15 protein-coding genes are annotated in these 22,797 nt (G+C 33.0%); 4 read left to right on the top strand and 11 right to left on the bottom strand.

Annotated features, from left to right (window positions below; genetic code table 11):
• Positions 1-140: 140 nt before the first annotated feature.
• Positions 141-1,637 carry an N-acetylglucosamine-specific PTS transporter subunit IIBC gene (gene nagE / locus KA814_RS07260; RefSeq protein ID WP_064208834.1) on the bottom strand — a complete coding sequence of 499 codons (1,497 nt, stop codon included), beginning with the start codon at positions 1,635-1,637 and terminating at the stop codon, positions 141-143.
• A gap of 164 nt (positions 1,638-1,801) precedes the next feature.
• Positions 1,802-2,422 carry a lysophospholipid acyltransferase family protein gene (locus KA814_RS07265; protein ID WP_046206839.1) on the bottom strand — a complete coding sequence of 207 codons (621 nt, stop codon included), beginning with the start codon at positions 2,420-2,422 and terminating at the stop codon, positions 1,802-1,804.
• A gap of 166 nt (positions 2,423-2,588) precedes the next feature.
• Here KA814_RS07265 and KA814_RS07270 point away from each other — a divergent pair, with 166 nt between their 5' ends.
• Complete coding sequence (locus KA814_RS07270; protein WP_064208833.1) at positions 2,589-3,875, top strand: S1C family serine protease; 1,287 nt, start codon at positions 2,589-2,591, stop codon at positions 3,873-3,875.
• A gap of 279 nt (positions 3,876-4,154) precedes the next feature.
• Here KA814_RS07270 and tyrS read toward each other — a convergent pair whose 3' ends face one another.
• Positions 4,155-5,417 carry a tyrosine--tRNA ligase gene (gene tyrS / locus KA814_RS07275; RefSeq protein WP_064208832.1) on the bottom strand — a complete coding sequence of 421 codons (1,263 nt, stop codon included), beginning with the start codon at positions 5,415-5,417 and terminating at the stop codon, positions 4,155-4,157.
• A 397-nt stretch (positions 5,418-5,814) separates the two neighbouring features.
• Here tyrS and KA814_RS07280 point away from each other — a divergent pair, with 397 nt between their 5' ends.
• Complete coding sequence (locus KA814_RS07280; protein WP_064208831.1) at positions 5,815-6,726, top strand: biosynthetic peptidoglycan transglycosylase; 912 nt, start codon at positions 5,815-5,817, stop codon at positions 6,724-6,726.
• Between the two features lie 243 nt (positions 6,727-6,969).
• Here KA814_RS07280 and KA814_RS07285 read toward each other — a convergent pair whose 3' ends face one another.
• Together KA814_RS07285 and acsA are read right to left on the bottom strand one after the other, a co-directional pair.
• Positions 6,970-8,637: a formate--tetrahydrofolate ligase gene (locus KA814_RS07285; protein ID WP_046206835.1), complete on the bottom strand. Its 1,668-nt coding sequence runs from the start codon at positions 8,635-8,637 to the stop codon at positions 6,970-6,972.
• 303 nt (positions 8,638-8,940) lie between these two features.
• Positions 8,941-10,650, bottom strand: coding sequence for an acetate--CoA ligase (acsA, locus tag KA814_RS07290; RefSeq protein ID WP_210122712.1), 1,710 nt, complete (start codon positions 10,648-10,650; stop codon positions 8,941-8,943).
• Between the two features lie 181 nt (positions 10,651-10,831).
• On the opposite strand from acsA, the gene KA814_RS07295 reads away from it, so the two are divergent.
• Together KA814_RS07295 and KA814_RS07300 are read left to right on the top strand one after the other, a co-directional pair.
• Positions 10,832-11,464 (top strand): hypothetical protein, encoded by a 633-nt coding sequence (locus tag KA814_RS07295; protein WP_046206833.1) that lies wholly within the window; start codon positions 10,832-10,834, stop codon positions 11,462-11,464.
• A gap of 17 nt (positions 11,465-11,481) precedes the next feature.
• On the top strand, positions 11,482-12,636 hold the full coding sequence (locus KA814_RS07300) for an acetoin utilization protein AcuC (RefSeq protein ID WP_064208830.1): 1,155 nt from the start codon (positions 11,482-11,484) through the stop codon (positions 12,634-12,636).
• A gap of 193 nt (positions 12,637-12,829) precedes the next feature.
• On the opposite strand, the gene ccpA is transcribed toward KA814_RS07300, so the two are convergent.
• The 6 genes from ccpA to KA814_RS07330 form a co-directional block, all read right to left on the bottom strand.
• A complete protein-coding gene (ccpA, locus tag KA814_RS07305) occupies positions 12,830-13,819 on the bottom strand; it encodes a catabolite control protein A (RefSeq protein ID WP_064208829.1) in 990 nt (329 codons plus the stop codon).
• Between the two features lie 311 nt (positions 13,820-14,130).
• Entirely contained in the window at positions 14,131-15,222 is a 1,092-nt protein-coding gene (locus tag KA814_RS07310) for a bifunctional 3-deoxy-7-phosphoheptulonate synthase/chorismate mutase (RefSeq protein ID WP_046206831.1), read from the bottom strand.
• Positions 15,223-15,915: 693 nt separating this feature from the next.
• Positions 15,916-17,133 carry a hypothetical protein gene (locus KA814_RS07315; RefSeq protein ID WP_064208828.1) on the bottom strand — a complete coding sequence of 406 codons (1,218 nt, stop codon included), beginning with the start codon at positions 17,131-17,133 and terminating at the stop codon, positions 15,916-15,918.
• Between the two features lie 82 nt (positions 17,134-17,215).
• Positions 17,216-17,707 (bottom strand): DUF948 domain-containing protein, encoded by a 492-nt coding sequence (locus KA814_RS07320; protein WP_046206829.1) that lies wholly within the window; start codon positions 17,705-17,707, stop codon positions 17,216-17,218.
• A 71-nt stretch (positions 17,708-17,778) separates the two neighbouring features.
• Complete coding sequence (murC, locus tag KA814_RS07325) at positions 17,779-19,092, bottom strand: UDP-N-acetylmuramate--L-alanine ligase (RefSeq protein WP_046206828.1); 1,314 nt, start codon at positions 19,090-19,092, stop codon at positions 17,779-17,781.
• A 23-nt stretch (positions 19,093-19,115) separates the two neighbouring features.
• Positions 19,116-22,784, bottom strand: a complete 3,669-nt coding sequence (locus KA814_RS07330) for a DNA translocase FtsK (protein WP_210122713.1) — start codon at positions 22,782-22,784, stop codon at positions 19,116-19,118.
• Positions 22,785-22,797 lie beyond the last annotated feature (13 nt).

The raw sequence follows: 22,797 nt of genomic DNA on the forward strand, positions 1-22,797 counted from the left end.
ATATTATTAATTTCATGAAATTAATTTGAAAATAAAATCACGCTTGAAAATGAAACGATAACATGTACTTATCGCTAATTTCCAAACGTGATTGTATGAATTGCTACAACTTTATAATAAAACTTTCAAACGACGTCTATCTAACTATGATCTTCTAGTTGTGCTTCCATTTCGTCTGCTACTTGTTGTACTTGCGTCCCAATGATAACTTGGGTGTTGTGCTTACCGCTTGTTGTAACACCTACTGCACCAGCACTTTTTATCTTAGTTTCATCAATAATACTATTATCATTGAGTTCCATACGTAAACGAGTAGCACAATTTGTTAAAGAAGTAATGTTTTCTTTGCCACCAAGACCTTCTACGATTTGACTAGCCGTTTTTGAATACTTATTTTTCTGTAACTCCCCTTCAGACTCAGCTGAATCTGCAGTGTCACCTGTTGTAGCTTCTTCTGATGTCGGGTCAGGTAGTAAGTTATCACCACGACCAGGTGTATTAAGTTTCAACCATTTTATCGCTAATCTAAATACAACATAATAAATAACAAAGAACACTACGCCTTGAACCATTAACATCAGTGGATGATTTGCTACTGGATTAATCAGAGATAGTAAAAAGTCAATTAACCCCGCACTAAATGAGAACCCTGCCGTCCAGTGGAATAGCGCTGCAATAAACAGAGATAAACCAGTTAATAGTGCATGAATAACAAATAGTATTGGTGCTACAAACATAAATGAAAATTCGATTGGCTCAGTCACGCCAACGAAAAATGCTGAAATCGCTCCACCAAACATTAAGCCATAAACTCTTTTTTTCTGTTTTGTCTCAGCAGTATGATACATCGCTAATGCTGCTGCTGGAATCCCAAACATCATTACTGGGAAGAAACCAGCCATATAGCGTCCTGTAATACCTTTAACGGCACCATCACCTGTTTGGAATTTAGCGATATCATTAATACCTGCTAAATCAAACCAAAATACTGCATTCAGTGCATGGTGTAATCCTGTCGGTATTAACAAACGGTTGAAAAAGCCATATAAAAATGCACCACCAGGACCTAAATCTAATATCCATGTTCCAAATGCAACAATTGCTGAGTACACAACTGGCCAAACAAACAACATAATAACCGCGATAAATATACTAAAGAATGCAGTTAAAATAGGTACCAAACGTTTACCACTAAAGAACGATAACGCTGTTGGCAGTTCTGTTTTACTAAATCTGTTATACGTATATGCAGCAACTAAACCGATAATCAAACCGATTAAGACGTTTTGATTATTCATTTGTTCGAACGCTTCATTTACTCCTGTTTCTTTTACACCCAATAATGGTGCTAATTTTTCAGGACTAAGCACGACGGTTGTTAAGAAGAAACCAACAGCTGCAGCAAGCGCCACTGCTCCGTCATTTTTTTTTGCCATACCTAAAGCGACCCCAATTGCAAATAATATTCCTAGTTGCCCTAGTATCGTTGAACCTGCTGTAGAAAAGAACGCAGCTATGGTTGGCAGTATACCAAGTGCTGTTAATGCATTACCAATACCAACGATAATAGCAGCTGCTGGTAACACTGCAACTGGCAACATGAGCGATCTTCCCAAACGTTGAAAGAAACTATACATAATCATTCCCCATTTCCCAATAAATTACCAAAAAAATCACCACATGTACAAAATGTCCACGTGGTGAATGAAAGCGTTATACTTGTTGTCATTGTACAGTTCCATAATAACACAAGTTTTATAAAATTCGTATATAAAATAAGATTCAAAATGAGTAAAATGAATTATTTATGTGCTACAGATGCATTTAATTCATTTTGTAATTGAATTGTTCTTTTTTCCAATTCTTTTGTTAAATATTCTAATTTTTCATTTCGTTTCATATCTTTTGGTAAATTTTTAGTGTCAATAGGTTCACCAAATTTAATAATTGATTTGCCTGTGATTAAGCCCTGAATTTTTTTGGGACCAATATATGCCGCTGGTAAGATGGGTGCTTGCGCCATCATAGCAATTGTAACTGCACCTCGTTTCATCGGTGAACCTTCGTCATATTTCATACGATGGCCAGTTGGAAAAATACCAACTGTTTTATTTTCTTTTAATAATTTAATTGGCTTTTTCAACGTGCTTGGACCAGGATTTTCTCTGTCGACTGGAAAAGCATTAAGTGAACTTAAAAATCCACCGAACCACTTATTATTAAACAACTCTTTTTTGGCCATATAATGAATTTGATTTGGATAAATAGCCATACCTAACATAATGACTTCATTGTAACTTTCGTGAGTACAAGTGACGACATACCTATGTAATTGAGGAATATTTTCTTCCCCTTGCACTTCTAATGATTTACATATTTTACGTATAATTAAATTTAATATACTGCTAATAAATCTATACATTTTTCCACCTACTTTTTTCACCTTATATTACCTTATTGATTCTATCATTTAGTGCATTAATGAACAAGATAATTTATATTTCAGTCTAAAGTTGTATAGTGATATACTAGAAAAAGTTGGACAAAGCTTTCATAATAGGAGTTAAAGAATAAATCGGAGGTATAATATGTCAGATTTGAACAATGATCAAAATACAAACAATAAACAACCTGATGCGCAAACATCAAATTACAGCCGACCAACATTTAGTAAACGAACAAAACCAAAATTTCCATGGTTCAAAACTGTACTTGTTGCACTCATAGCTGGTATCATAGGTGCACTCATCGTCTTAGGTATTGGTAAAGTAATGGAAAATACAGTTTTGGAAGATAACGGTTCAACTGTTAAAGAAGCGAATAATAACAATAATGCTGGTAATTCATTAGATGGCAAAAGTGATAAGTATGATTCTGTGAATCAAATGATTACAGATGTGTCACCTGCAATTGTTGGTGTCATTAATATGCAAAAAGCTCAAAATTTAGATGACTTACTTAAAGGAAAATCTGCTAAATCAGAAGAAGCTGGCGTGGGTTCTGGTGTGATTTATCAAAAAAATAATGGATCCGCATATATTGTTACAAATAATCACGTAATCGATGGTGCTAGTGAAATTAAAGTACAATTACATAACTCTAATCAAGTAGATGCCAAATTAATAGGTAAAGATGCACTTACTGATATTGCTGTATTAAAAATTGATGATACCAAAGGTACAAAAGCGATAGACTTTGCAAATTCTTCTAAAGTAAAAACTGGTGACAGCGTATTTGCAATGGGTAACCCACTAGGTTTAGAATTCGCAAATTCTGTAACATCAGGTATTATTTCAGCTAGCGAACGTACAATTGATACGCAAACATCAGCAGGTGCGAACAAAGTAAATGTACTACAAACAGATGCAGCCATTAACCCTGGTAATTCTGGTGGTGCATTAGTAGATTTAAATGGGAATTTAGTAGGTATAAATTCTATGAAAATAGCAAATGAACAAGTTGAAGGTATTGGTTTCGCAATACCTAGTAACGAAGTGAAAGTTACAATTAAAGAACTCGTTAAAAATGGAAAAATCGATCGCCCTTCAATTGGTATTGGTTTACTAAATTTAAGTGAAATACCAGATGAGTATAAAAAACAATTAAATACGGATAGAAAACAAGGTATATATGTAGCCAAAGTATATGCTGATAGTGGACTAAAAGAAGGCGACATTATTACAAAAATAGATGATGAAAAAGTCCAAGAAGATACAGAACTACGCTCTTATTTATATGAACATAAAAAACCAGGTGACAATGTTAATCTAACAATTGAAAGAAAAGGAAAAACACAAAGCGTAGATGTGAAATTAACAGAACAAAAGTCCAATAGCACAGACTCATCTAAAGAAGAAGTCGTCCCTTTTAATTAATAAAATGTATTAATATGTTAAGAAAACAAGACACAAAACTTAATCTTTAAAAAAAGGAGTTTGGACATCAATGATGTCCAAACTCCTTTATATTGTCAGTAGATGATAAAGTCCCACTACTCAATAAATTGAGTAGTGGGACTTATGCATGAGCTTAAGTTCTAATTTTTTCAAATGTAGTCTTCACTACTAGTGGTGGGACGACAAAATCATTTTAATAAAATTAGATTTCAGTTTCACTCACCTTTTATCTTTCAACTCTTACGATTAAAAATGTCCTTATTTATAATTAATCATAAAGTATTTTTTCTTACCTCTACGCACAATTGTAAATGCATTATCGATCTTATCTTCATCTGACAATTCATAATTTACATCTTGTTGTCTTTCACCGTTTATATAAATCGCACCATTATTTATGTCTTCACGTGCTTGTCTTTTAGATGAAGATATGCCCGTTTCAACAATGGCTTCAACAATGTTCGAAGTCGTGTGGTTTAAGTCAACTTGTGGTACATCTTTAAATCCTTCTTTTAATTCTTTAGCTGAAAGTGATTTCAAATCACCTGAAAATAACGCTTGTGAAATTCTAATTGCATCATCTAATGCATCTTGGCCATGAATAAATCTAGTTACATTTTCAGCTAATGCTTTTTGTGCTTCTCGTAAATGCGGTGCTTCTTGCAATGATTTTTCTAAATCATTTATTTCTGCTTTACTTAAAAATGTGAAGTATTTTAAAAATTTAATAACATCTTCATCTGTTGAATTAATCCAAAATTGGTAGAATTCATAAGGACTTGTTTTGTCAGCATCTAACCATACTGCTCCACCTTCTGTTTTACCAAATTTTTTACCATCAGATTTAACTACTAGAGGAATCGTTAGACCAAATGCTTCATTTTCTCCATACATACGACGCATGAGTTCAATACCACTAGTGATATTGCCCCATTGGTCTGAACCGCCCACTTGAATTTTACAATTGTATGTTTGATTAAGATGTCCGAAATCAATTGCTTGTAAAATTGTGTAAGTAAATTCTGTAAATGAAATACCGTGTTCTAAACGCGTTTGAATAGAATCTTTGCCTAGCATGTAATTTACACCGACATGTTTACCATAATCACGTAAAAATTCAATTAATGATATTTGTCCAAGCCAATCTTTATTATTAACTAGTTTTGCACCTTTATTTGTGTCAAATTCAAAAATTTTATGCATTTGTTTACTAATACCTTGTACATTGGTTTCAACTTGTTCCTCAGTTTGTAACTTTCTTTCTTCTGATTTACCAGATGGGTCACCTATCATTCCAGTACCGCCACCAATTAACACAAGTGGTCGATGACCATGCTCTTGAAAACGACGTAAAGTTAAGAACGGCAATAAATGACCAATGTGTAAACTATCTGCAGTTGGATCGGCACCACAGTATAACGTAACTTGTTCTTTATTTAATAAATTTTCAATACCTGTTTCATCCGTTTGTTGATAAATTAAGCCTCTCCATTTTAATTCTTCAATTAATGCATTTGTCATGATATCAACCTCCTAATTAAATATTGATAAAGTTTTGAATAGGCTTTATTTGCATCACTTCTATGATTCAAGAAAATAATCTCAGAAAATGCAAAAAAGCGCCCTTACATAATTATGTAAGGGCGCATATGCACGGTACCACCATACTTTAAGTCAAACAACTTTATTAATGATACGTTCATTAACTAAAACGTTTGGATAATTACGCTATAAAGGTGTATTCATATAAAGACCAACGTTAGTTCGCAGCAATCACTAACTCTCTGAAGATGATACAATATATTACTTCTCCTCTATCCAAAAACGATATCGAATTGATATTAATTATATTTAATTCTATTTTAAAAGTCAACACTCTGTATTATGTTATAATACTGTTTAGCTAAGGAGGACCACTATGGAAAAACAGACGTTTGATATAGACAATCATAAAAATAAACAACTTACTAGACTGGAACAGTTTGAATTTATTTATAAAAAAATCAAACACTTTTTCGTAGGTTTGTTTTTCATATTTAGCTGTTCTTTGGTTATCTTACTCGCAATATCTGTACTTTATTTTCAAAATTTAACAAAAGAAGCAACGCATATGTCAGATAATGAATTAAAACATAAATTATTAAATGTGTCTGGTAATGAAGATATTGATTATAAAAGTGATAACATTTTATCAGAATATAACAATTCTATTAATACACTTATCGTTGGTCCAAAACATGTTAATAGTAATGTGATCAAAGCATTAACCGCTTCAGAAGACAGCTTGTTCTTTCAACATAATGGTATTTTACCTAAAGCCGTTTTAAGGGCGATTGGTCAAGATATATTTAATTCGATGGATGCTACGGGCGGTAGTACAATTACACAACAACTTGTTAAAAATCAAGTTTTAACCAATAAAAAAACATATAACCGAAAAGCAAATGAACTAGTACTCTCAATGCGTGCTGAAAAAATACTGACTAAAGATGAAATTTTATATACATATTTAAATATTGTTCCTTTTGGTCGTGATTATAATGGCACAAATATTTCTGGGATAGGTTCAGCTGCTTATAGTATTTTTGGCAAACCTGCTGAGGATTTGAATATTGCTGAATCTGCTTATTTAGTTGGGTTATTACAAAGTCCCTACTATTACACACCCTATAATGAAGATGGCTCACTTAAACCTAGTGATCAAATCCAAGTCAGTTTAAATAGACAGCATTATGTATTAAAACGTATGTTAGTAGAAGATGAAATTACCCTTTATGATTATAGACGTGCAGAAAATTATGATATTAAATCTCATTTAATGACTAAATAAAATAATTCATTAATATATTTTACCAAAGTAAAGACTAATCCATACGTAAATGAGTTAGTTTTTATATCTCTAAGATAAACAACATTGCACATAGAAAAACACTTTCGAATGATTCATTTAAAACGAATCCAACGAAAGTGTTTTTATTTAGTCTCACTGATTGAGGTCAGTTTCGTTATAAATTGACCCCTATTTTAAAGTCAGAAATCGTTAGGCCTTTTTCTAAACTTTTTAAACAAATATTTAGAATAAACCAACTGCATGTCCATCATCTGTAACATCCATTTTTAATGCGGCAGGTTGTTTAGGTAAACCAGGCATTGTCATTATTGCACCAGTCAGTGCGACAATAAACCCTGCACCTGTTTTCGCTTCTAATTCACGGATTGTAATTTCAAAACCTTCAGGTGCACCTAATAACGTTGCATCATCTGAAAATGAATATTGTGTTTTGGCCATACATACAGGATAATGATCCCAACCATTTTCTTTAAATTGTTTTAATTGTTTTTGAGCTTTACTACTAAATGTTACTTTGCTACCGCCGTAAATTTCTTTTACGATTGTTTCAATTTTATCTTCTAATGGTTGCTCTAGTTCATATAAATGTTTGAAATCTTGTGGTTGTTCGATCACTTCTAACACTTCGTTAGCTAAATCGATACCACCTTTACCACCTTTTTCCCAAACTTCTGTTAAAGCTAGTCGTACACCATTTTCTTTTGCCCATTCTTGAACAAATTTAGTTTCTGCATCTGTATCGTGAATAAATGCATTTAATGCAATCACTGGTTCTAACCCATATTTTTTCACGTTATTTACATGGCGTTCTAAGTTTACAATTCCTGCTTTTAATGCATCAACGTTTTCTTCTTTAAGGTTGTCTTTTGCAACGCCGCCATGCATTTTAATCGCGCGAATCGTAGCTACTACTACGACTGCTGATGGTTCAAATCCTGCTTCACGTGCCTTGATATTAATAAATTTCTCAGCACCTAAATCTGAGCCAAAGCCTGCTTCTGTTACGACAATATCAGCTAATTCTCTTGCTGTTTGAGTAGCAAGAATTGAGTTACAACCATGTGCAATATTTGCAAATGGGCCACCGTGTACTAATGCAGGTGTACCTTCAATCGTTTGGACTAAATTTGGTTTGATTGCGTCTTTAAGTATCATTGCTAATGCACCTTCAACTTTTAAATCCGCAACAGTGACAGGTTTACGATCTCTTGTATAACCTACTGTAATTTTGCTGATTTTAGATTTTAAATCTTGAATATCATTAGCTAAACATAAAATTGCCATAATTTCTGAAGCCACTGTAATATTGAAACCATCTTCACGTGGTACACCTTGCGTTGGCCCACCTAATCCTACAATCACATTTCTTAGCGCACGATCATTCATGTCTAAAACGCGTTTCCACTCAATTCTTCTTTGGTCAATGCCTAAGTCATTGCCTTGATGAATATGGTTATCAATAAATGCTGATAAAGCATTATTCGCTGTAGTAATCGCATGGAAATCACCATTAAAATGCAAGTTAATATCTTCCATCGGTAACACTTGAGCGTATCCGCCACCTGTCGCTCCACCTTTAATACCAAACGTTGGTCCTAAAGCTGGTTCACGTAATGCAACCATTACATTTTTCTTTAATTGGTTAAATGCATCAGACAAACCAACAGTAACTGTTGATTTCCCCTCACCAGCTGGTGTTGGGCTCATAGCTGTTACTAATACGACTTTCCCTTTGTTATCTTTTTGTTTAACTTGGTTAATATCTATCTTAGCCTTATAGTGTCCATATGGTTCTAAAGCATCTGCTGGAATACCTACTTTTTCAGCTATGTCCCCTATAGGTTGTAATGTTGATTGATTAGCAATATCTAAGTCTGATAAATGTGCCAAATTCATTCGCCCCTTCTTTTATAAATTTTAATCACTTTTAAAAATCAAATTTCAATCAGTGAGTCAAAATTCCTTACATATTCATAATAACCAAATAATGTTGTGTTGTCGATTAATAGAGATAACGCTTTCAAAATAATAAGCTACTTTTGTAAAATTATGATATACATTTATACTCATATTGTTTTATTACACTAAAAACTCCTTTATTTCAAAATTTTAAGCAAAGTTAAAACCTATCAATAAAGGAGTGTTTTTAGCAAGTTTTGCATGTGAAATAAAACTTTAACACTTTGTATTTAATTAATCTTCCATCGTACTTAAGTCGCCTTCTGGCAAGTCAAGTTCCCATGCTTTTAGTACGCGACGCATAATTTTACCTGAACGTGTTTTCGGTAATTTTTCTTTAAATTTTATTTCACGTGGTGCAGCATGTGCAGCTAAACCTTCTTTAACAAACTTACGAATTTCTTCTTTCAACTCATCACTTTCCTCAAATTCAGGGCGTAACGCAACAAATGCTTTAATAATTTCACCGCGTACAGGATCTGGTTTACCAATGACGCCTGCTTCTGCAACTGCTTCGTGCTCCACTAATTTCGATTCTACTTCAAATGGACCTACGCGTTCACCAGCAGTCATGATTACATCATCTACACGACCTTGGAACCAGAAATATCCATCTTCGTCTTTATAAGCTGAGTCTCCAGATACATACCAGTCACCAATGAAATACGATTCATATTTTTCAGGATTATTCCAAATAGAAATCATCATGGATGGCCAACCTTTTTTAATTGCCAAATTACCCATGCGATTAGGAGGTAATTCATTACCTTGATCATCTACAATTGATGCCTCAATACCTGGTAATGGTTTACCCATTGAACCTAATTTCACATCCATCGAAGGATAGTTTACAATCATATGGCCACCTGTTTCAGTCATCCACCAAGTATCTAGCACACGCAGTCCAAATACATCTTTTGCCCATTTAATGACTTCAGGGTTTAATGGTTCTCCGACAGATAAAATACTCTTTAATGATGACAAGTCATATTTTTCAACAATATCATCACCAGCACTCATTAACATTCTTAATGCTGTTGGAGCCGTATACCATATAGTCACTTTAAATTCTTCTATCATACCATACCATGCTTCAGGAGAAAATCTACCTCCCGCAATACAATTCGTAACGCCGTTTAACCAAGGGCTAAATATACCATAAGATGTTCCAGTGACCCATCCTGGATCTGCTGTACACCAATACACATCATCATCTTTAAAATCAAGTACATATTTACCTGAAATATAATGTACTAACATCGCTTTTTGCGCATGTAATACACCTTTAGGTTGACCAGTTGAGCCTGATGTATAATGTAAAATCAAACCATCATCTAAATCTAACCATTCCGTTTCAAATTGATCACTCGCTTGTTCAAATTCACTATTGAAATCTACATATGCACCATCTACATCATTATCAACTACAATGATTGTTTCTAAATTTGGTAACTTATCTACAGGTATTCTTGGCAATAAACTGTTAGTAGTAACTATTACTTTTGCCTCACTATTTTCTAGTCTATCCCCAACAGCTTTTTCCATAAATGCTTCAAATAATGGGCCTACAATTGCACCTATTTTCAAAATACCAAATAACGCAAAATAAAGTTCAGGTGTTCTTGGCATAAAAATAAATACACGATCACCTTTTTCAACGTTGGCTTTATCTTTTAAAACATTTGCAGCTTTATTTGATTTTGATTTCATTTCACTGAAAGTATAACTTTCTTGTCGCTGATCATCTTTATAATGAAGTGCAACTTTTTCTCCTTTACCTTCATCCACATGGCGATCGATACATTCATGCGCCATATTCACTTTACCTGTGTCATACCATGAAAATGCTTTTTCGACCTCTTTCCAATCAAAGTTGTTGTATTGTTTCTCATAGTTTTGAAGGTTAAAATTTCCTTCTTCCCCTTTATATACTTCTACTTTCATTCTAAATCCCCCTCTTAATGAAATCGAATGCTTAATGCATATTATAACTAACAAATTCACAATTTTCAAAATAATTAGTGTAAACGGATACATTTTCGTGTTAATTTCCTCCGAAATCACTTATACTAAAAGTATTAAAGGGTGAATATGACATTCATCTACAGTCGTTTGGAGTGAAAAAATGGAACATATAAAAACGTATCAATTTCAAACATTTCATTTGGACGAAGGTACATTTATAATAGAAGGCCCTGTCTCTAGAGAAAATCTTGAACTTATGACTTTTGATGATGGACTTTCTGCTTTTCGACAACCTAACGATCAATTTATAGCTATAAAAGAAATTAGTGAATTAAAAGAAGGTAGAATTTTTGTGATTAGAAAGCATGACCATATTGTAGGTTATGTCACTTATCACTATCCTGATCCATTAGAACGTTGGTCTGATGGTAACCTTGAGTATTTAATTGAACTGGGTGCGATAGAAATCAGTTTACCTTATCGACATTTACATTTAGGCAGTAAACTCATTCGTTTAAGTTTGGCGGCTGATGAATATGAAGATTATATCGTTTTAACTACTGAGTATTATTGGCATTGGGATTTAAAAAATTCGGGTCTAGATGTTTTTGCTTATAAAAAATTAATGCAAAAATTAATGGGTTATGGGGGCCTAGAAATTTTTGCTACAGATGATCCTGAAATCACTAGTCATCCAGCAAATTGTTTAATGGCAAGAATAGGTGCACGCATTTCCATTGATCAATTACAAGCATTCGATGATTTAAGATACAAGAATCGCTTTTTCTTTTAAAGGGGAGTTAAATCAATATGAGCAATACCCAAAAAACTGGTTTTGTTTATTCAAACGAAATCTTACAATACCGTTTTAGTAATCAACATCCTTTCAATCAAATGAGATTGAAACTGACAACTGAACTATTAAGTGATTTAGGTTATTTAAAACCTGAACACATTGTTAAACCGCGAATCGCTACAGATGACGAATTAAATTTGATTCATAGCTATGATTATATACAATCTATTAGACGTGCATCACATGGCATTTTAAATGACAATGAAGCCAAGAAATATGGCTTAGATGGAAGCGATACACTACAGTTTAGAATGATGCATAAACACAGTGCACGCATTGTGGGTGGTGCCCTTAATTTAGCTGATAAAATTATGGACGGTACATTCACCAATGGTTGCCATTTAGGTGGTGGATTACATCATAGTTTGCCAGGTCGTGCCAATGGTTTCTGCATATACAATGATGTGGCAATTACGATTGCTTATCTCATCAAGCATTATGATTTACGAGTAATGTGTATAGATACAGATGCACATCATGGGGATGGAACACAATGGAGCTTTTACACTAACAACGATGCATTAATTTATTCTATACATGAAACAGGCAAATTTTTATTCCCTGGTTCGGGAAACTATACAGAACGCGGCAATGAACAAGGCTTCGGTTATACCGTCAATATACCACTTGAACCCTACACAGAAGATGATTCTTATCTAGAAGTCTTAAATGAAACATTAGAACCTGTGGTTGCCTCTTTCAAACCTGATATCATTGTGAGTGTGCACGGTGTAGATATTCATTATTTAGACCCACTCACACATATGAGTTGTACATTAAATGCACTATATGAAATTCCCTATAAAATTAAAGCATTAGCAGATAAATATACTGATGGAAAAGTAATTATGTTTGGTGGCGGTGGTTACAATATTTGGAAAGTTGTACCTAGGGCATGGACGCATGTTTTTTTAGCATTAATTGGTGAACAACAACAGCAAGGCGAATTACCTGAAAAGTGGATCGCTAAGTGGACACCCTATGCTACTTGTGAATTACCTACAACTTGGAAAGACCAAAAACTAGATTATCAATTAATACCTAGACGTAAAGAAATTACAGAAATCAATATGAAACATGCAACTCAAGTATTAAGTTGGTTTAAATAACATTGGTATTCATTATTTTATTACATAAAAATACAGACATGATAAAGCCCCACTACTCAGTTCGTTGAGTTAGTGGGGCTATTGCACAAGTTGCAGCTCAGGTGACACTTAAATCCTGTTCATTCTTACTTAACTTGCACAACGAAATCATGTTACATAAAATTTATGTCCAAATTCTGCTGTTTTATTAACTTTATTTTGTAGTACCTCTGTATTCAATTCTATGTGGTAAAATCACATTAGGTTCATCAATTTCTTCTTCGTTCATATATTTGGTTAATAATCTCATTCCCACTGCACCAATGTCATACAACGGCTGAATCACACTTGATAATTGTGGTCTAACCATTTCAACTAAACGTGTGTTATTAAAACTAACAATTTGTAAATCATCTGGAACAGTTACACCTTCATCTTGTGCTGCATGAACTAAACCAATAGCTTGTTCATCACTAATTGATAAGATAGCATCTGGTTTACTAGATTTTAATGCGTCAAATGCACGTAAACCATCTTTATAGGTCTCATTGCCATTGAAAACTAATTGTTCATCTAATGTTAATTGATTTTCTGATAAAACCTCTTTTAATCCTTCTAACACATCTTCTTGTGCCTTTTTGGAATAGTCTCCGCCTACAAAAGCAAAACGTTTTGCTCCTTTTTCTATTAAGTGCGCTGTGATTTCTTTTGCAGCTGTTTGGAAATCGATATTGACTGATGAAATTCCTTCATCTTTACCGTTCGTACCTGACACGACTACTGGAACAGATGATTTATTAATCAATTCTTTAATTTCTTCTGATATCGTTCCACCTAAAAAGATAATGCCATCTACTTGTTTACTTAATAAATTATTAAAAATTTCTTTTTCTTTGCCAGGGTCATTATCAGAATTCGATATGATTGAGTGATATTTATACATAGTAGCAATATCTTCTAAACCACGTGCGAGTTGTGAATAATACACATTTGAAATATCTGGGATGATTACCCCAACAGTCGTCGTACGTTTACTTGCTAATCCTCTTGCTACTGCGTTGGGACGATAACTCAACTTTTTAATAACTTCGTTCACTTTGTCTCGTGTTTCCGGTTTTACATTTTGGTTACCATTTACGACACGCGAAACAGTAGCCATAGATACCCTTGCTTCTCTAGCTACATCATAAATTGTTACAGTCATAAACTTCCTCCTTGAAAGCGATTTCTTTATTATTATACTCTGTTTTCATAACATTTTCAAAGTTTACCATATTTTTCGCAAATGTAAAATCATTTTGATTTGAATGTCATAATAATGTCAATTTCATAATAATTTATTAAATCTTATTTAAGTATAAGTTTTTATTTCTATTTCAATCATTTTCAAAAACAGTAATTAATATTAATATAAATTCGTATAAATAGCTATTAAAAAGAAATATAAAAACCTCTATATGCACCTAAATAATTAGTATGCAAAATAGAGGTTATAAAGTCATCGTATGGTATAAATTATTTTAATTGTTTATTGTTATACATATCAGCTAATGGTTTTAATTCATTGTAGAATTTTTCAAATTCATTTAAATCCATTTGTTGACCGCTATCACTTAATGCAACAGAAGGATCTGGGTGAACTTCTGCCATAATACCATCAGCACCAACAGCTAAACCTGCTTTTGCAGTTGGTAACATGATATCTTTACGTCCAGTACTATGTGTAACATCTACTAAAACTGGTAAATGTGTCCCCTGTTTTAAAATCGGTACTGCTGAAATATCTAATGTATTTCTTGTAGCTTTTTCATATGTACGTATACCACGTTCACATAAAATTATATTTTCATTACCTTGCGATGCAATATATTCAGCTGCAAAGATAAATTCTTCGATTGTAGCGGCTAATCCACGTTTTAATAATACTGGCTTATTAGAACGTCCTGCTTCTTTTAATAATTCAAAATTTTGCATATTACGCGCACCAATTTGGAAAACGTCTAAATATTGATCAGCGATTTCAAAATCTGCTGGATTTACAATTTCACTTACAACATTTAAACCATATTTATCTTTTGTATTTTTAAGTATTTTTAGTCCTTCTTCACCTAAACCTTGGAAATCATAAGGTGATGTACGAGGTTTAAACGCTCCACCTCTAATGAACTTTTCACCTTTGGCTTGTAAATCTGCTGCAACTGTATCTACTTGTTCTTGTGATTCAACTGAGCATGGACCAAAAACAAAAGATTTATTACCGTCACCGATAATACCTTTATTATCAAACTGAACAATCGTATCTTCTGGTTTCAATTTTCTAGATACATATAAATGTTTTTCATTCTCTGATTTTTGCAAGTCAGTAGAGGCTTTAAATATTTCTTTAAATAGTTGTTTAATCACATTATCATTAAACGGACCTTCGTTTTTATCTAATAGTTGGTTAATCATTTCTTTTTCACGTTGAGGGTCATAAACCATTGTACCCTGCTTGCGCTTTTCTTCACCTATTTTTTGTGCAATCTTCCCTCTTTTAGATAAAAGGTCTAGTATTTGTTCATTAATTCCAACAATTTCATCTCTGTATTCTTGTAATTTGTCTGTCATTTTAGTCACCTCTATGAAAATTTTACAGCGATATTTTATTCTGCTTTAAAGCGATAAAATATTTGTTAAACGTAATTCTAACAATAACTGCATATAAGTTCAAGTCTCAAACGTAAAAAATCACTTTTAAAGTGAATACGTTTAATGATAACTGAATTTTCTGTTATTTTCTAGCCGTATTTTTACACTATTCCATAAATAATCAATTTATACCAACGCTCATCACAGCGTATGCAAGGATATTAAACCCCACTTAACATAAGTAACTATACTTATGTTATCTAATGCGGGTAGTTGATTCGTTAATTTTTAGTTTACTGATAATTGTAGGAATAAGTACTGAAGTGTTCATTGACAGTGTATGTTGAGTAAAGATATACATTTCACATATAAGGCATTTCGTTAATTTAGTTGAGTAATGTTTATTAAATTATAAGTAAGTGCCTTATTTTTGAATAACAAAATATCAATTATACTGATTTTGTAATGTGCTGACACCCAGGGAGAATCTTATGAGTGAGAGACTACAGGCTCGAACCATATCCTAGCCAAGCATGGACAGTCAAAAACGTAAGATTTTAACTATAAAGAGGACCAATCCATATTATGCATTGGCCCTCTTATTTTGAGTATAGAATTTATGTCCGAGACTGCTTTTGATTATAGAATTTATTCTAAAATCACATAACAGTTTTAATCATTAAATGTTCTTTTATCTATTTTACTTTTTGCTTTTTCAGTCTTTTTGCTTTGCAATCTATTTTTTGAATATGTTGGCACCTCATTGTCAGAATTAGAGCTATCAGTACTATTATTAGAAGATTGCTTACTAATACCTTGTTCAGCATTATCATGTACAATTATACCGTCTTTAAACGACACACTTTTATGTGTTTGTTTAACACGTTGCTCTGCAGCCTGAGGTGTATTTTTAGTTGAAGATTGATCATGTTTATCAGCAGAATTTTCTACTTTATTATTATTTTCAACTGCATTATCTAATTTCTTTGTAACTAAATTAGGCACTTCTTGATTACCTTTGACTGTTAAAGATTCAGGTTTTAATAGATTAACAGTTTTTTCAGCTACTTTTGGGTCTTTAGACATTGCATCACGTTTTTGACTCGCTGCTAATGCTAATCCCGAAGCAGTAATACCATCTGCAATTGTTGCTGAATTTAAGCTATCTTTAGCTTCAGTCTTGTCATTTTTTGTAATTAAATTAGGTACTTCTTTTTTAGAATTAGATTTTACACTTTCTTCAGTTACAAGTTCAGTTGTATTTTTCTTAATTGTCGGGTCATTTGTTAAAGCTTTATTTTTTTCTTCAGCAGCATTGGCTAATTTCATAGCCGATACTGTATCATTTTTTTGTGATTCGTTAGACGTTGAAGCAACTGTAGAATCAGCTAAATGATGTGTTTCTGACTCTTTCTTGATTGCATTTTTTTGAGCATTCTTTTCACTATCAGTTGGTTGTGCTTGTTCATCAATATTATTCAAGCCTTCTGATGTTTCATTCGATTGTTGTTCAGTTAATGTATCTTGTGCTTGTGGTGACGTATCAGATAAGTTGTGAGTAGCCGTCTCTTGTTGAATTGCAACTTTTTGCGCACCTAATTCATTGTTTGTAATTGCTTTTTCTTTAATATGCGCAACTTGACGTTCTGCTTCTAGTTTGTCATTTTCAGCTTCTTTAACTACATTTGATTTGAATGTTTTATTACTTTTAGGAACGGATTTCTCACTTTGACGTGATTTACTAATAGACACTAATCCTACAGCCGAACCTATCACAGCACCTACTATAAATCCATAAACAAACACATTTCTAGCACCGGATGTAAAATATTCTGGTACTTCATAACTTTCTAAATTTCTTTCGTAATCATCTCGATTATAGTACTTCATATTTGAATGCCTCCTATAACAAATGCACTTAAATAAGTTTATACCTCATTTAAGTGCATTTGTTTTTTAAGTATATAAATGATTAATGGTCAACACGTGTAGTATAGCTGTGATTTGCATCATTTGCTACGCTACTTGTTTTATAATTTGCACTTTCTCTACGATTTCTTCTGTTTTGCCATTTGTCAGCAACTTCCATTGCAACATTTGACCATTGTACAACTTGAGAAATTTTATCTTCATTTTGAGAAATATTGTGCGTGATTGAGTTTGTTACTCGATCAACAGAACCATTTAATGTTTGAACTGAATCACCGATTCCTTTAACAGCATCAACGACAGAGTTTAAACGTTCTGATTTATCTTGAATATCTTCAGTTAAGCGATTCGCTTTATGAAGTAAATCAGTAGACTCACGTGTAATCCCTTGAATTTGTCCTTCAACTCCATCAAGAGTTTTAGCAACGTGATCTAAATTTTTCTTAACTGAAAGTAATACAACAACGATTCCTATACATAACACTAAAAAAGCAATCGCTGCAATTATTCCAGCTATAGGTAAAATCCATTCCATTAAAAACGCCTCCTAAAAAAACATATGTTGTTATTTAATATAAATACCCACATCATTTTAACATAAACATATTAAAATGAGGTAGTTACACCGATATTTTCCATATATGCGCGCTGGATTTTTTGTATATCGCCTGCACCCATAAATAAGATAACCGCATCTTCATATTGTTCTAAAGTATTTACACTTTGCTCATCAATAAGTGTAGAACCATCTACCCTTTCAACCAAGTCTTGAATAGTTAGTTCGCCATTGTTTTCTCTTATTGAGCCGAAAATTTCGCATAAAAATGTTTTATCCGCAAGACTTAAACATTCAGCAAATTCTTCTAAAAAAGCTTGTGTTCTACTGAAAGTATGTGGTTGGAAAACAGCTATAACTTCTTTATTAGGATATTTTTTTCGTGCTGTCTCAATTGTAGCACTAATTTCTCTTGGATGGTGAGCATAATCATCTACTAATACTTGTTTACCTGCCTTAGTTTCATTAAATCTACGTTTTACACCACCAAATGTTTCTAACGCTTCTTTAATATTATCAACGTTCAATCCTTCTAAATAACTGATTGCTATTACAGCAAGTCCATTTAAGATATTATGGTCTCCAAATTGTGGAGATAAGAAGGTATCATAAAAATTATTATTAATATAAACATCAAATTGTGTACCCTTCTCACTAATTTGAATATTATCCGCATAAATATCGTCATTTTCAGAAAATCCATAATAATAAATAGGTACATCTGCTTTTAAATCACGAAGATATGGATCATCTCCCCATGCGATAATTGCTTTTTTTACATTTTGCGCCATTTCTTGAAAGGCATTAAAAACATCATGCACATCTTTAAAATAATCTGGATGATCAAAATCAATATTTGTCATAATTGTATAATCCGGATGATAACTTAAAAAATGTCTACGGTATTCGCATGCTTCAAAAGCAAAGTAATCACTAGCTGGAATACCTAATCCAGTACCGTCACCAATTAAAAAGGATGTTTTTTTATCTCCATTCATAACATGTGATAGTAAACCAGTTGTTGATGTTTTACCATGCGCACCTGTTACAGCAACTGAAGTATATTGGTTAATAACATGACCTAAGAAATCGTGATAACGAATCACTTCTAAATTTAAATCATGCGCGCGTACAACTTCTTCATGCGTATCAGGAAATGCATTACCTTGAACAATGACCATATCTTCCTTAATATTATCTGCATCAAAAGGGAGAATTTTTATACCTTTATTTTTTAATGCGACTTCTGTAAAAACATAATTCTTAATATCTGACCCTTGTACTTCATTTCCAAGATCATGCATGATTTGTGCTAATGAACTCATTCCGGCACCTTTAATGCCGACAAAATGGTAATGTGTCATTGTAACACTCCTTTATCTCTATATTAATTATCATTTAAATCAGACTCAGTGATATACACATCTCTGGGTTTAGAACCATTTGCTTCCGAAATATAACCTAACTGTTCTAATTGGTCTACAATTCTAGCAGCTCGATTATAACCGATTTGGAAATGTCTTTGTATCAGTGAAGTAGAAATATGTCCTTCTTGTACCATAAATCGACATACATCGTCGAATAAGTCATCTTGCGGATGACTTTCTACTTTTTTCAACAATTCTTTTTCTTCAAAAAGATAATCAGGTTCACGTTGCTGTTTTATAAAATCAACGACATCATCAATTTCTTCATCAGAAACGAAAGTTCCTTGTACACGTATTGGTTTGTTCATTCCACTTCCTAGGTAGAGCATATCTCCATAACCTAATAAGCGTTCTGCTCCACCACTATCTAAAATTGTACGTGAATCTACGCTTGAAGATACCATAAAAGCAATACGTGTCGGTATGTTCGCTTTGATTAGCCCTGTAATTACATTTACAGATGGTCTTTGTGTTGCAACTAACATATGAATTCCACATGCGCGTGCTTTTTGTGCAATTCGTGCAATTGATTGTTCAACCTCTTGTGGCGCCATCATCATTAAATCAGCTAATTCATCTATTACTATAACAATTTTTGGCATTCTATCTTCATAATTTGCCTTTTTATTAAATGCAGTAATATTTCTAACATGATATTTAGCAAATACTTTATAACGACGTTCCATTTCTTCCACTGCCCATTTTAAACTTTGTGTAGCAGCTTTAACATCTGTAATAACAGGAGATACCAAATGTGGCAAACCATTATATGGTGCCAACTCAACCATCTTAGGATCGATAAGTAATAATCTTAGCTCCTCGGGATGATTTTTATACAATAATGACATTAAAATGCTGTTAATAGATACTGATTTACCTGAACCTGTAGCACCAGCAATTAATGCATGAGGCGTTTTTGCTATATCCATAACTAACGGCTCATTATTAATTCTAAGTCCCATAGCAACTGTTAATTTAGATTCAGCATTTTTAAAAGTATTATCTTCTATGATAGAACGTAAATTAACAGGTGTTGAAGACTGATTTGGCACCTCAATACCTACTAAACTTGTACCTGGAATAGGCGCTTCAATACGTATGTCTTTTGCTGCTAACGCCATTTTAATATCATCTTGTAAGTTAGTGATTCTTGATACTTTTACACCTTTTTCTACAGATAATTCAAAACGAGTCACGCTTGGCCCTTCTGTAACAGTTTGAACTTCCGCAGGTACATTGAAATAGTAAAATGCTTCATTTAATTCTTGTTTCTTTTCTTCAATCCACTGATTATCTACTTCATGGACCTTAGGTTCATCCAGTAAATCAATACTCGGAAGTTTAATATTTGGACCTTTTCGTATAGTTGTTTTGCTTTCTTGGGATGCTTGCATGCTTTGGTTCTGCTGATTCACAGAATTTGATTTATGAGAAACGGTAGCATCTACAGAATGTTTATCCACATGATTGGTTTCGGCATTTTGTGGTTGTCCATTATACCTGTGACTTATAACTTCATTTTTGTCATCTATGCTGGATGCTACTTCTTCATCCTCAGTCAACGTTTCAGATTCCATATTTATAAACGTATCTTTTGACTCATTAGCATTAGAATTATGTTCTTCCAGGTTAGTTTCAGTTTGCATTTGTTGATTAAATGCAGCAGTTGATTCATCTTTTTCACTTTGTGCCGTTTTATCTATTTTTTCATCTGATTGTTGTAATTCAGTATCATTTGAGTTCACAAAAGCATGTGTGTCGTTAAGATTTTTCTTGGCATCAAGCATTCTTTTTTTGTCAGATGGTGTCATTACTACATTGAAAGGTTTTGGTTTGCTTCCTTTCGAGTTGATTGTATTTTTATGTTGTTGATTGTTTTGTTCATCACTATTCACTTTAGCGTTTGTTTTAACATGATCTTGTTGTGCTTCATTTTCGTTATTCTCTGACATTTGCACGTCATTAACAACTGTTTCTTCACCATTTTCATTCGCTTCAGTTGAAGCTGATGAATCTTCTTCATTCCGTGATTCATTCTGATTAATATCATTAGACTCATCTACATATTGCTCATCTTCTTTTTCAAAATGATGTTTAGTATGCAATGATGTATGATCTAATACATCATCATTTTCACTTTGTGACGTTTTTCGTTCATTGTTATTAGTTTGTTGAGTCAAATCAACTGTATTTTGTGTCGTATCTTTTTGATTATCTGAAATTTCTCTATAGGTAGCTTCCGAAATACCAGTATTATCAATAGTTCCATTTGAATTTTCGTCATGATGGTGCAAATGATTGTCTATATCTGCATGATCAATATCTTGAGAAAGATTTGTTTCATCGTTAGCATGATTCGTTGATGATTCTGTAAGATTTGATGCTGTTTCTACATTTTCTGTTTGATTTTCATTTGTATTTGAAACATTGTCAGAGTCGTTAATGTTATGTACATTACTTATATTGTCTAAATTAATTTCTTGATAATTGTATTGTGACGTATCAATTTGGTCAGTTGTATCATGTTCATCCGTTGCATCTTCACCAGACGATTTTGTTGAATAGTCTGTATCACTAATTTTATTTTGTGCACCATCTAATGAACTTTCTCCAATATATTGTTTTGCTTGCTGTGCATACATTTCATCAATTGCTTTTTGAATTGTATCTTCATCATTTTGTTGATTTTCTTGACGCTTCTGTTGCAATGCTTTTTTAAATTGACGTTTTTGAAGCACTTTACGTTCACGTTCGCGACGAATTTCTTCAACAATTTGAGAAGCATAGATATTTTCTATATTGATGGTATTATTCTTTTTTGGAGTAGTAGTAGCTTGTGATACATTTTCTTGTTGTATCGACTTATCTTGTAGTTGTTCATTGCTCTTTTTAGCTGATGGTTGTTCGCTATCAACTTGAGAAGGTTGATCAAACGTTGTTTCAGCAGTGTCATTATGGTCATTATTAGAATTTGATTTGCGTTCTTCTTGCACTTTATTTTCATTATCATCTTTAAAACGATGATTAGGTTTTATCACACCATTTTCTAAAGGGTGTGGTTTTTTAGTGCCAAAAATAGCTGACGGAACCTCGCTAGCTTTAAATTCACTTTTATGATATTGAGGGGTAGTGGGCTCATGTCTTTTTGTACTATGACCATTTTCACGTCCAGTACCACCTAAAACGTCTGTTTGAATTCTTGTTCTTTTGCCTTTGTGTTGTCTCTTTTCTTTTTGAACTTCATTATCTAATGACGCATTTGTTTTACTACGAGATGTTGCATATGATTCTTTAGATGATTGAGTAAATTTATCTGTAGCATTTTCATTAGCCATTTGTCTTCTTCTTCTATGACTGTGATTCTCAGTATGGTGACTAGTTGATTTATGGTCAGAATTTTTAAATTCATTTTCTGATTTTCCATTAATAGCGTCCTCAGTTTCACTATTTTCTTCTAAAACACGCATTGGAAATCTAAATTTCCCTTTAGGTCTCTCATAAACATCGTTATTTTGAGGAAGTAATGTGTCTTGATGTTCTTGACTCTTTTGACGTCGTTGGTTTCTTTTATTTAGATAGTCTTTATTAGGATCATTTTCTTCTCCAAATAATTTGTCGAACCAGCTCATTCGGACATTACCT

Origin of the sequence: Staphylococcus sp. GDY8P196P (assembly GCF_017891705.1) — a bacterium.
In the GTDB taxonomy this organism is placed as follows: domain Bacteria; phylum Bacillota; class Bacilli; order Staphylococcales; family Staphylococcaceae; genus Staphylococcus; species Staphylococcus ureilyticus.

Excerpts from the sequence above, each read along its gene's own strand:
- KA814_RS07295 (WP_046206833.1), top strand. The coding sequence starts at position 10,832 with ATGGAACATATAAAAACGTATCAATTTCAAACATTTCATTTGGACGAA.
- tyrS (WP_064208832.1), bottom strand. The coding sequence starts at position 5,417 with ATGACAAATGCATTAATTGAAGAATTAAAATGGAGAGGCTTAATTTAT.
- KA814_RS07330 (WP_210122713.1), bottom strand. The coding sequence starts at position 22,784 with ATGAGCTGGTTCGACAAATTATTTGGAGAAGAAAATGATCCTAATAAA.
- murC (WP_046206828.1), bottom strand. The coding sequence starts at position 19,092 with ATGACACATTACCATTTTGTCGGCATTAAAGGTGCCGGAATGAGTTCA.
- KA814_RS07315 (WP_064208828.1), bottom strand. The coding sequence starts at position 17,133 with ATGAAGTACTATAATCGAGATGATTACGAAAGAAATTTAGAAAGTTAT.
- KA814_RS07265 (WP_046206839.1), bottom strand. The coding sequence starts at position 2,422 with ATGTATAGATTTATTAGCAGTATATTAAATTTAATTATACGTAAAATA.
- KA814_RS07300 (WP_064208830.1), top strand. The coding sequence starts at position 11,482 with ATGAGCAATACCCAAAAAACTGGTTTTGTTTATTCAAACGAAATCTTA.
- KA814_RS07320 (WP_046206829.1), bottom strand. The coding sequence starts at position 17,707 with ATGGAATGGATTTTACCTATAGCTGGAATAATTGCAGCGATTGCTTTT.
- ccpA (WP_064208829.1), bottom strand. The coding sequence starts at position 13,819 with ATGACTGTAACAATTTATGATGTAGCTAGAGAAGCAAGGGTATCTATG.
- nagE (WP_064208834.1), bottom strand. The coding sequence starts at position 1,637 with ATGTATAGTTTCTTTCAACGTTTGGGAAGATCGCTCATGTTGCCAGTT.
- KA814_RS07270 (WP_064208833.1), top strand. The coding sequence starts at position 2,589 with ATGTCAGATTTGAACAATGATCAAAATACAAACAATAAACAACCTGAT.
- acsA (WP_210122712.1), bottom strand. The coding sequence starts at position 10,650 with ATGAAAGTAGAAGTATATAAAGGGGAAGAAGGAAATTTTAACCTTCAA.
- KA814_RS07280 (WP_064208831.1), top strand. The coding sequence starts at position 5,815 with ATGGAAAAACAGACGTTTGATATAGACAATCATAAAAATAAACAACTT.
- KA814_RS07310 (WP_046206831.1), bottom strand. The coding sequence starts at position 15,222 with ATGACAGACAAATTACAAGAATACAGAGATGAAATTGTTGGAATTAAT.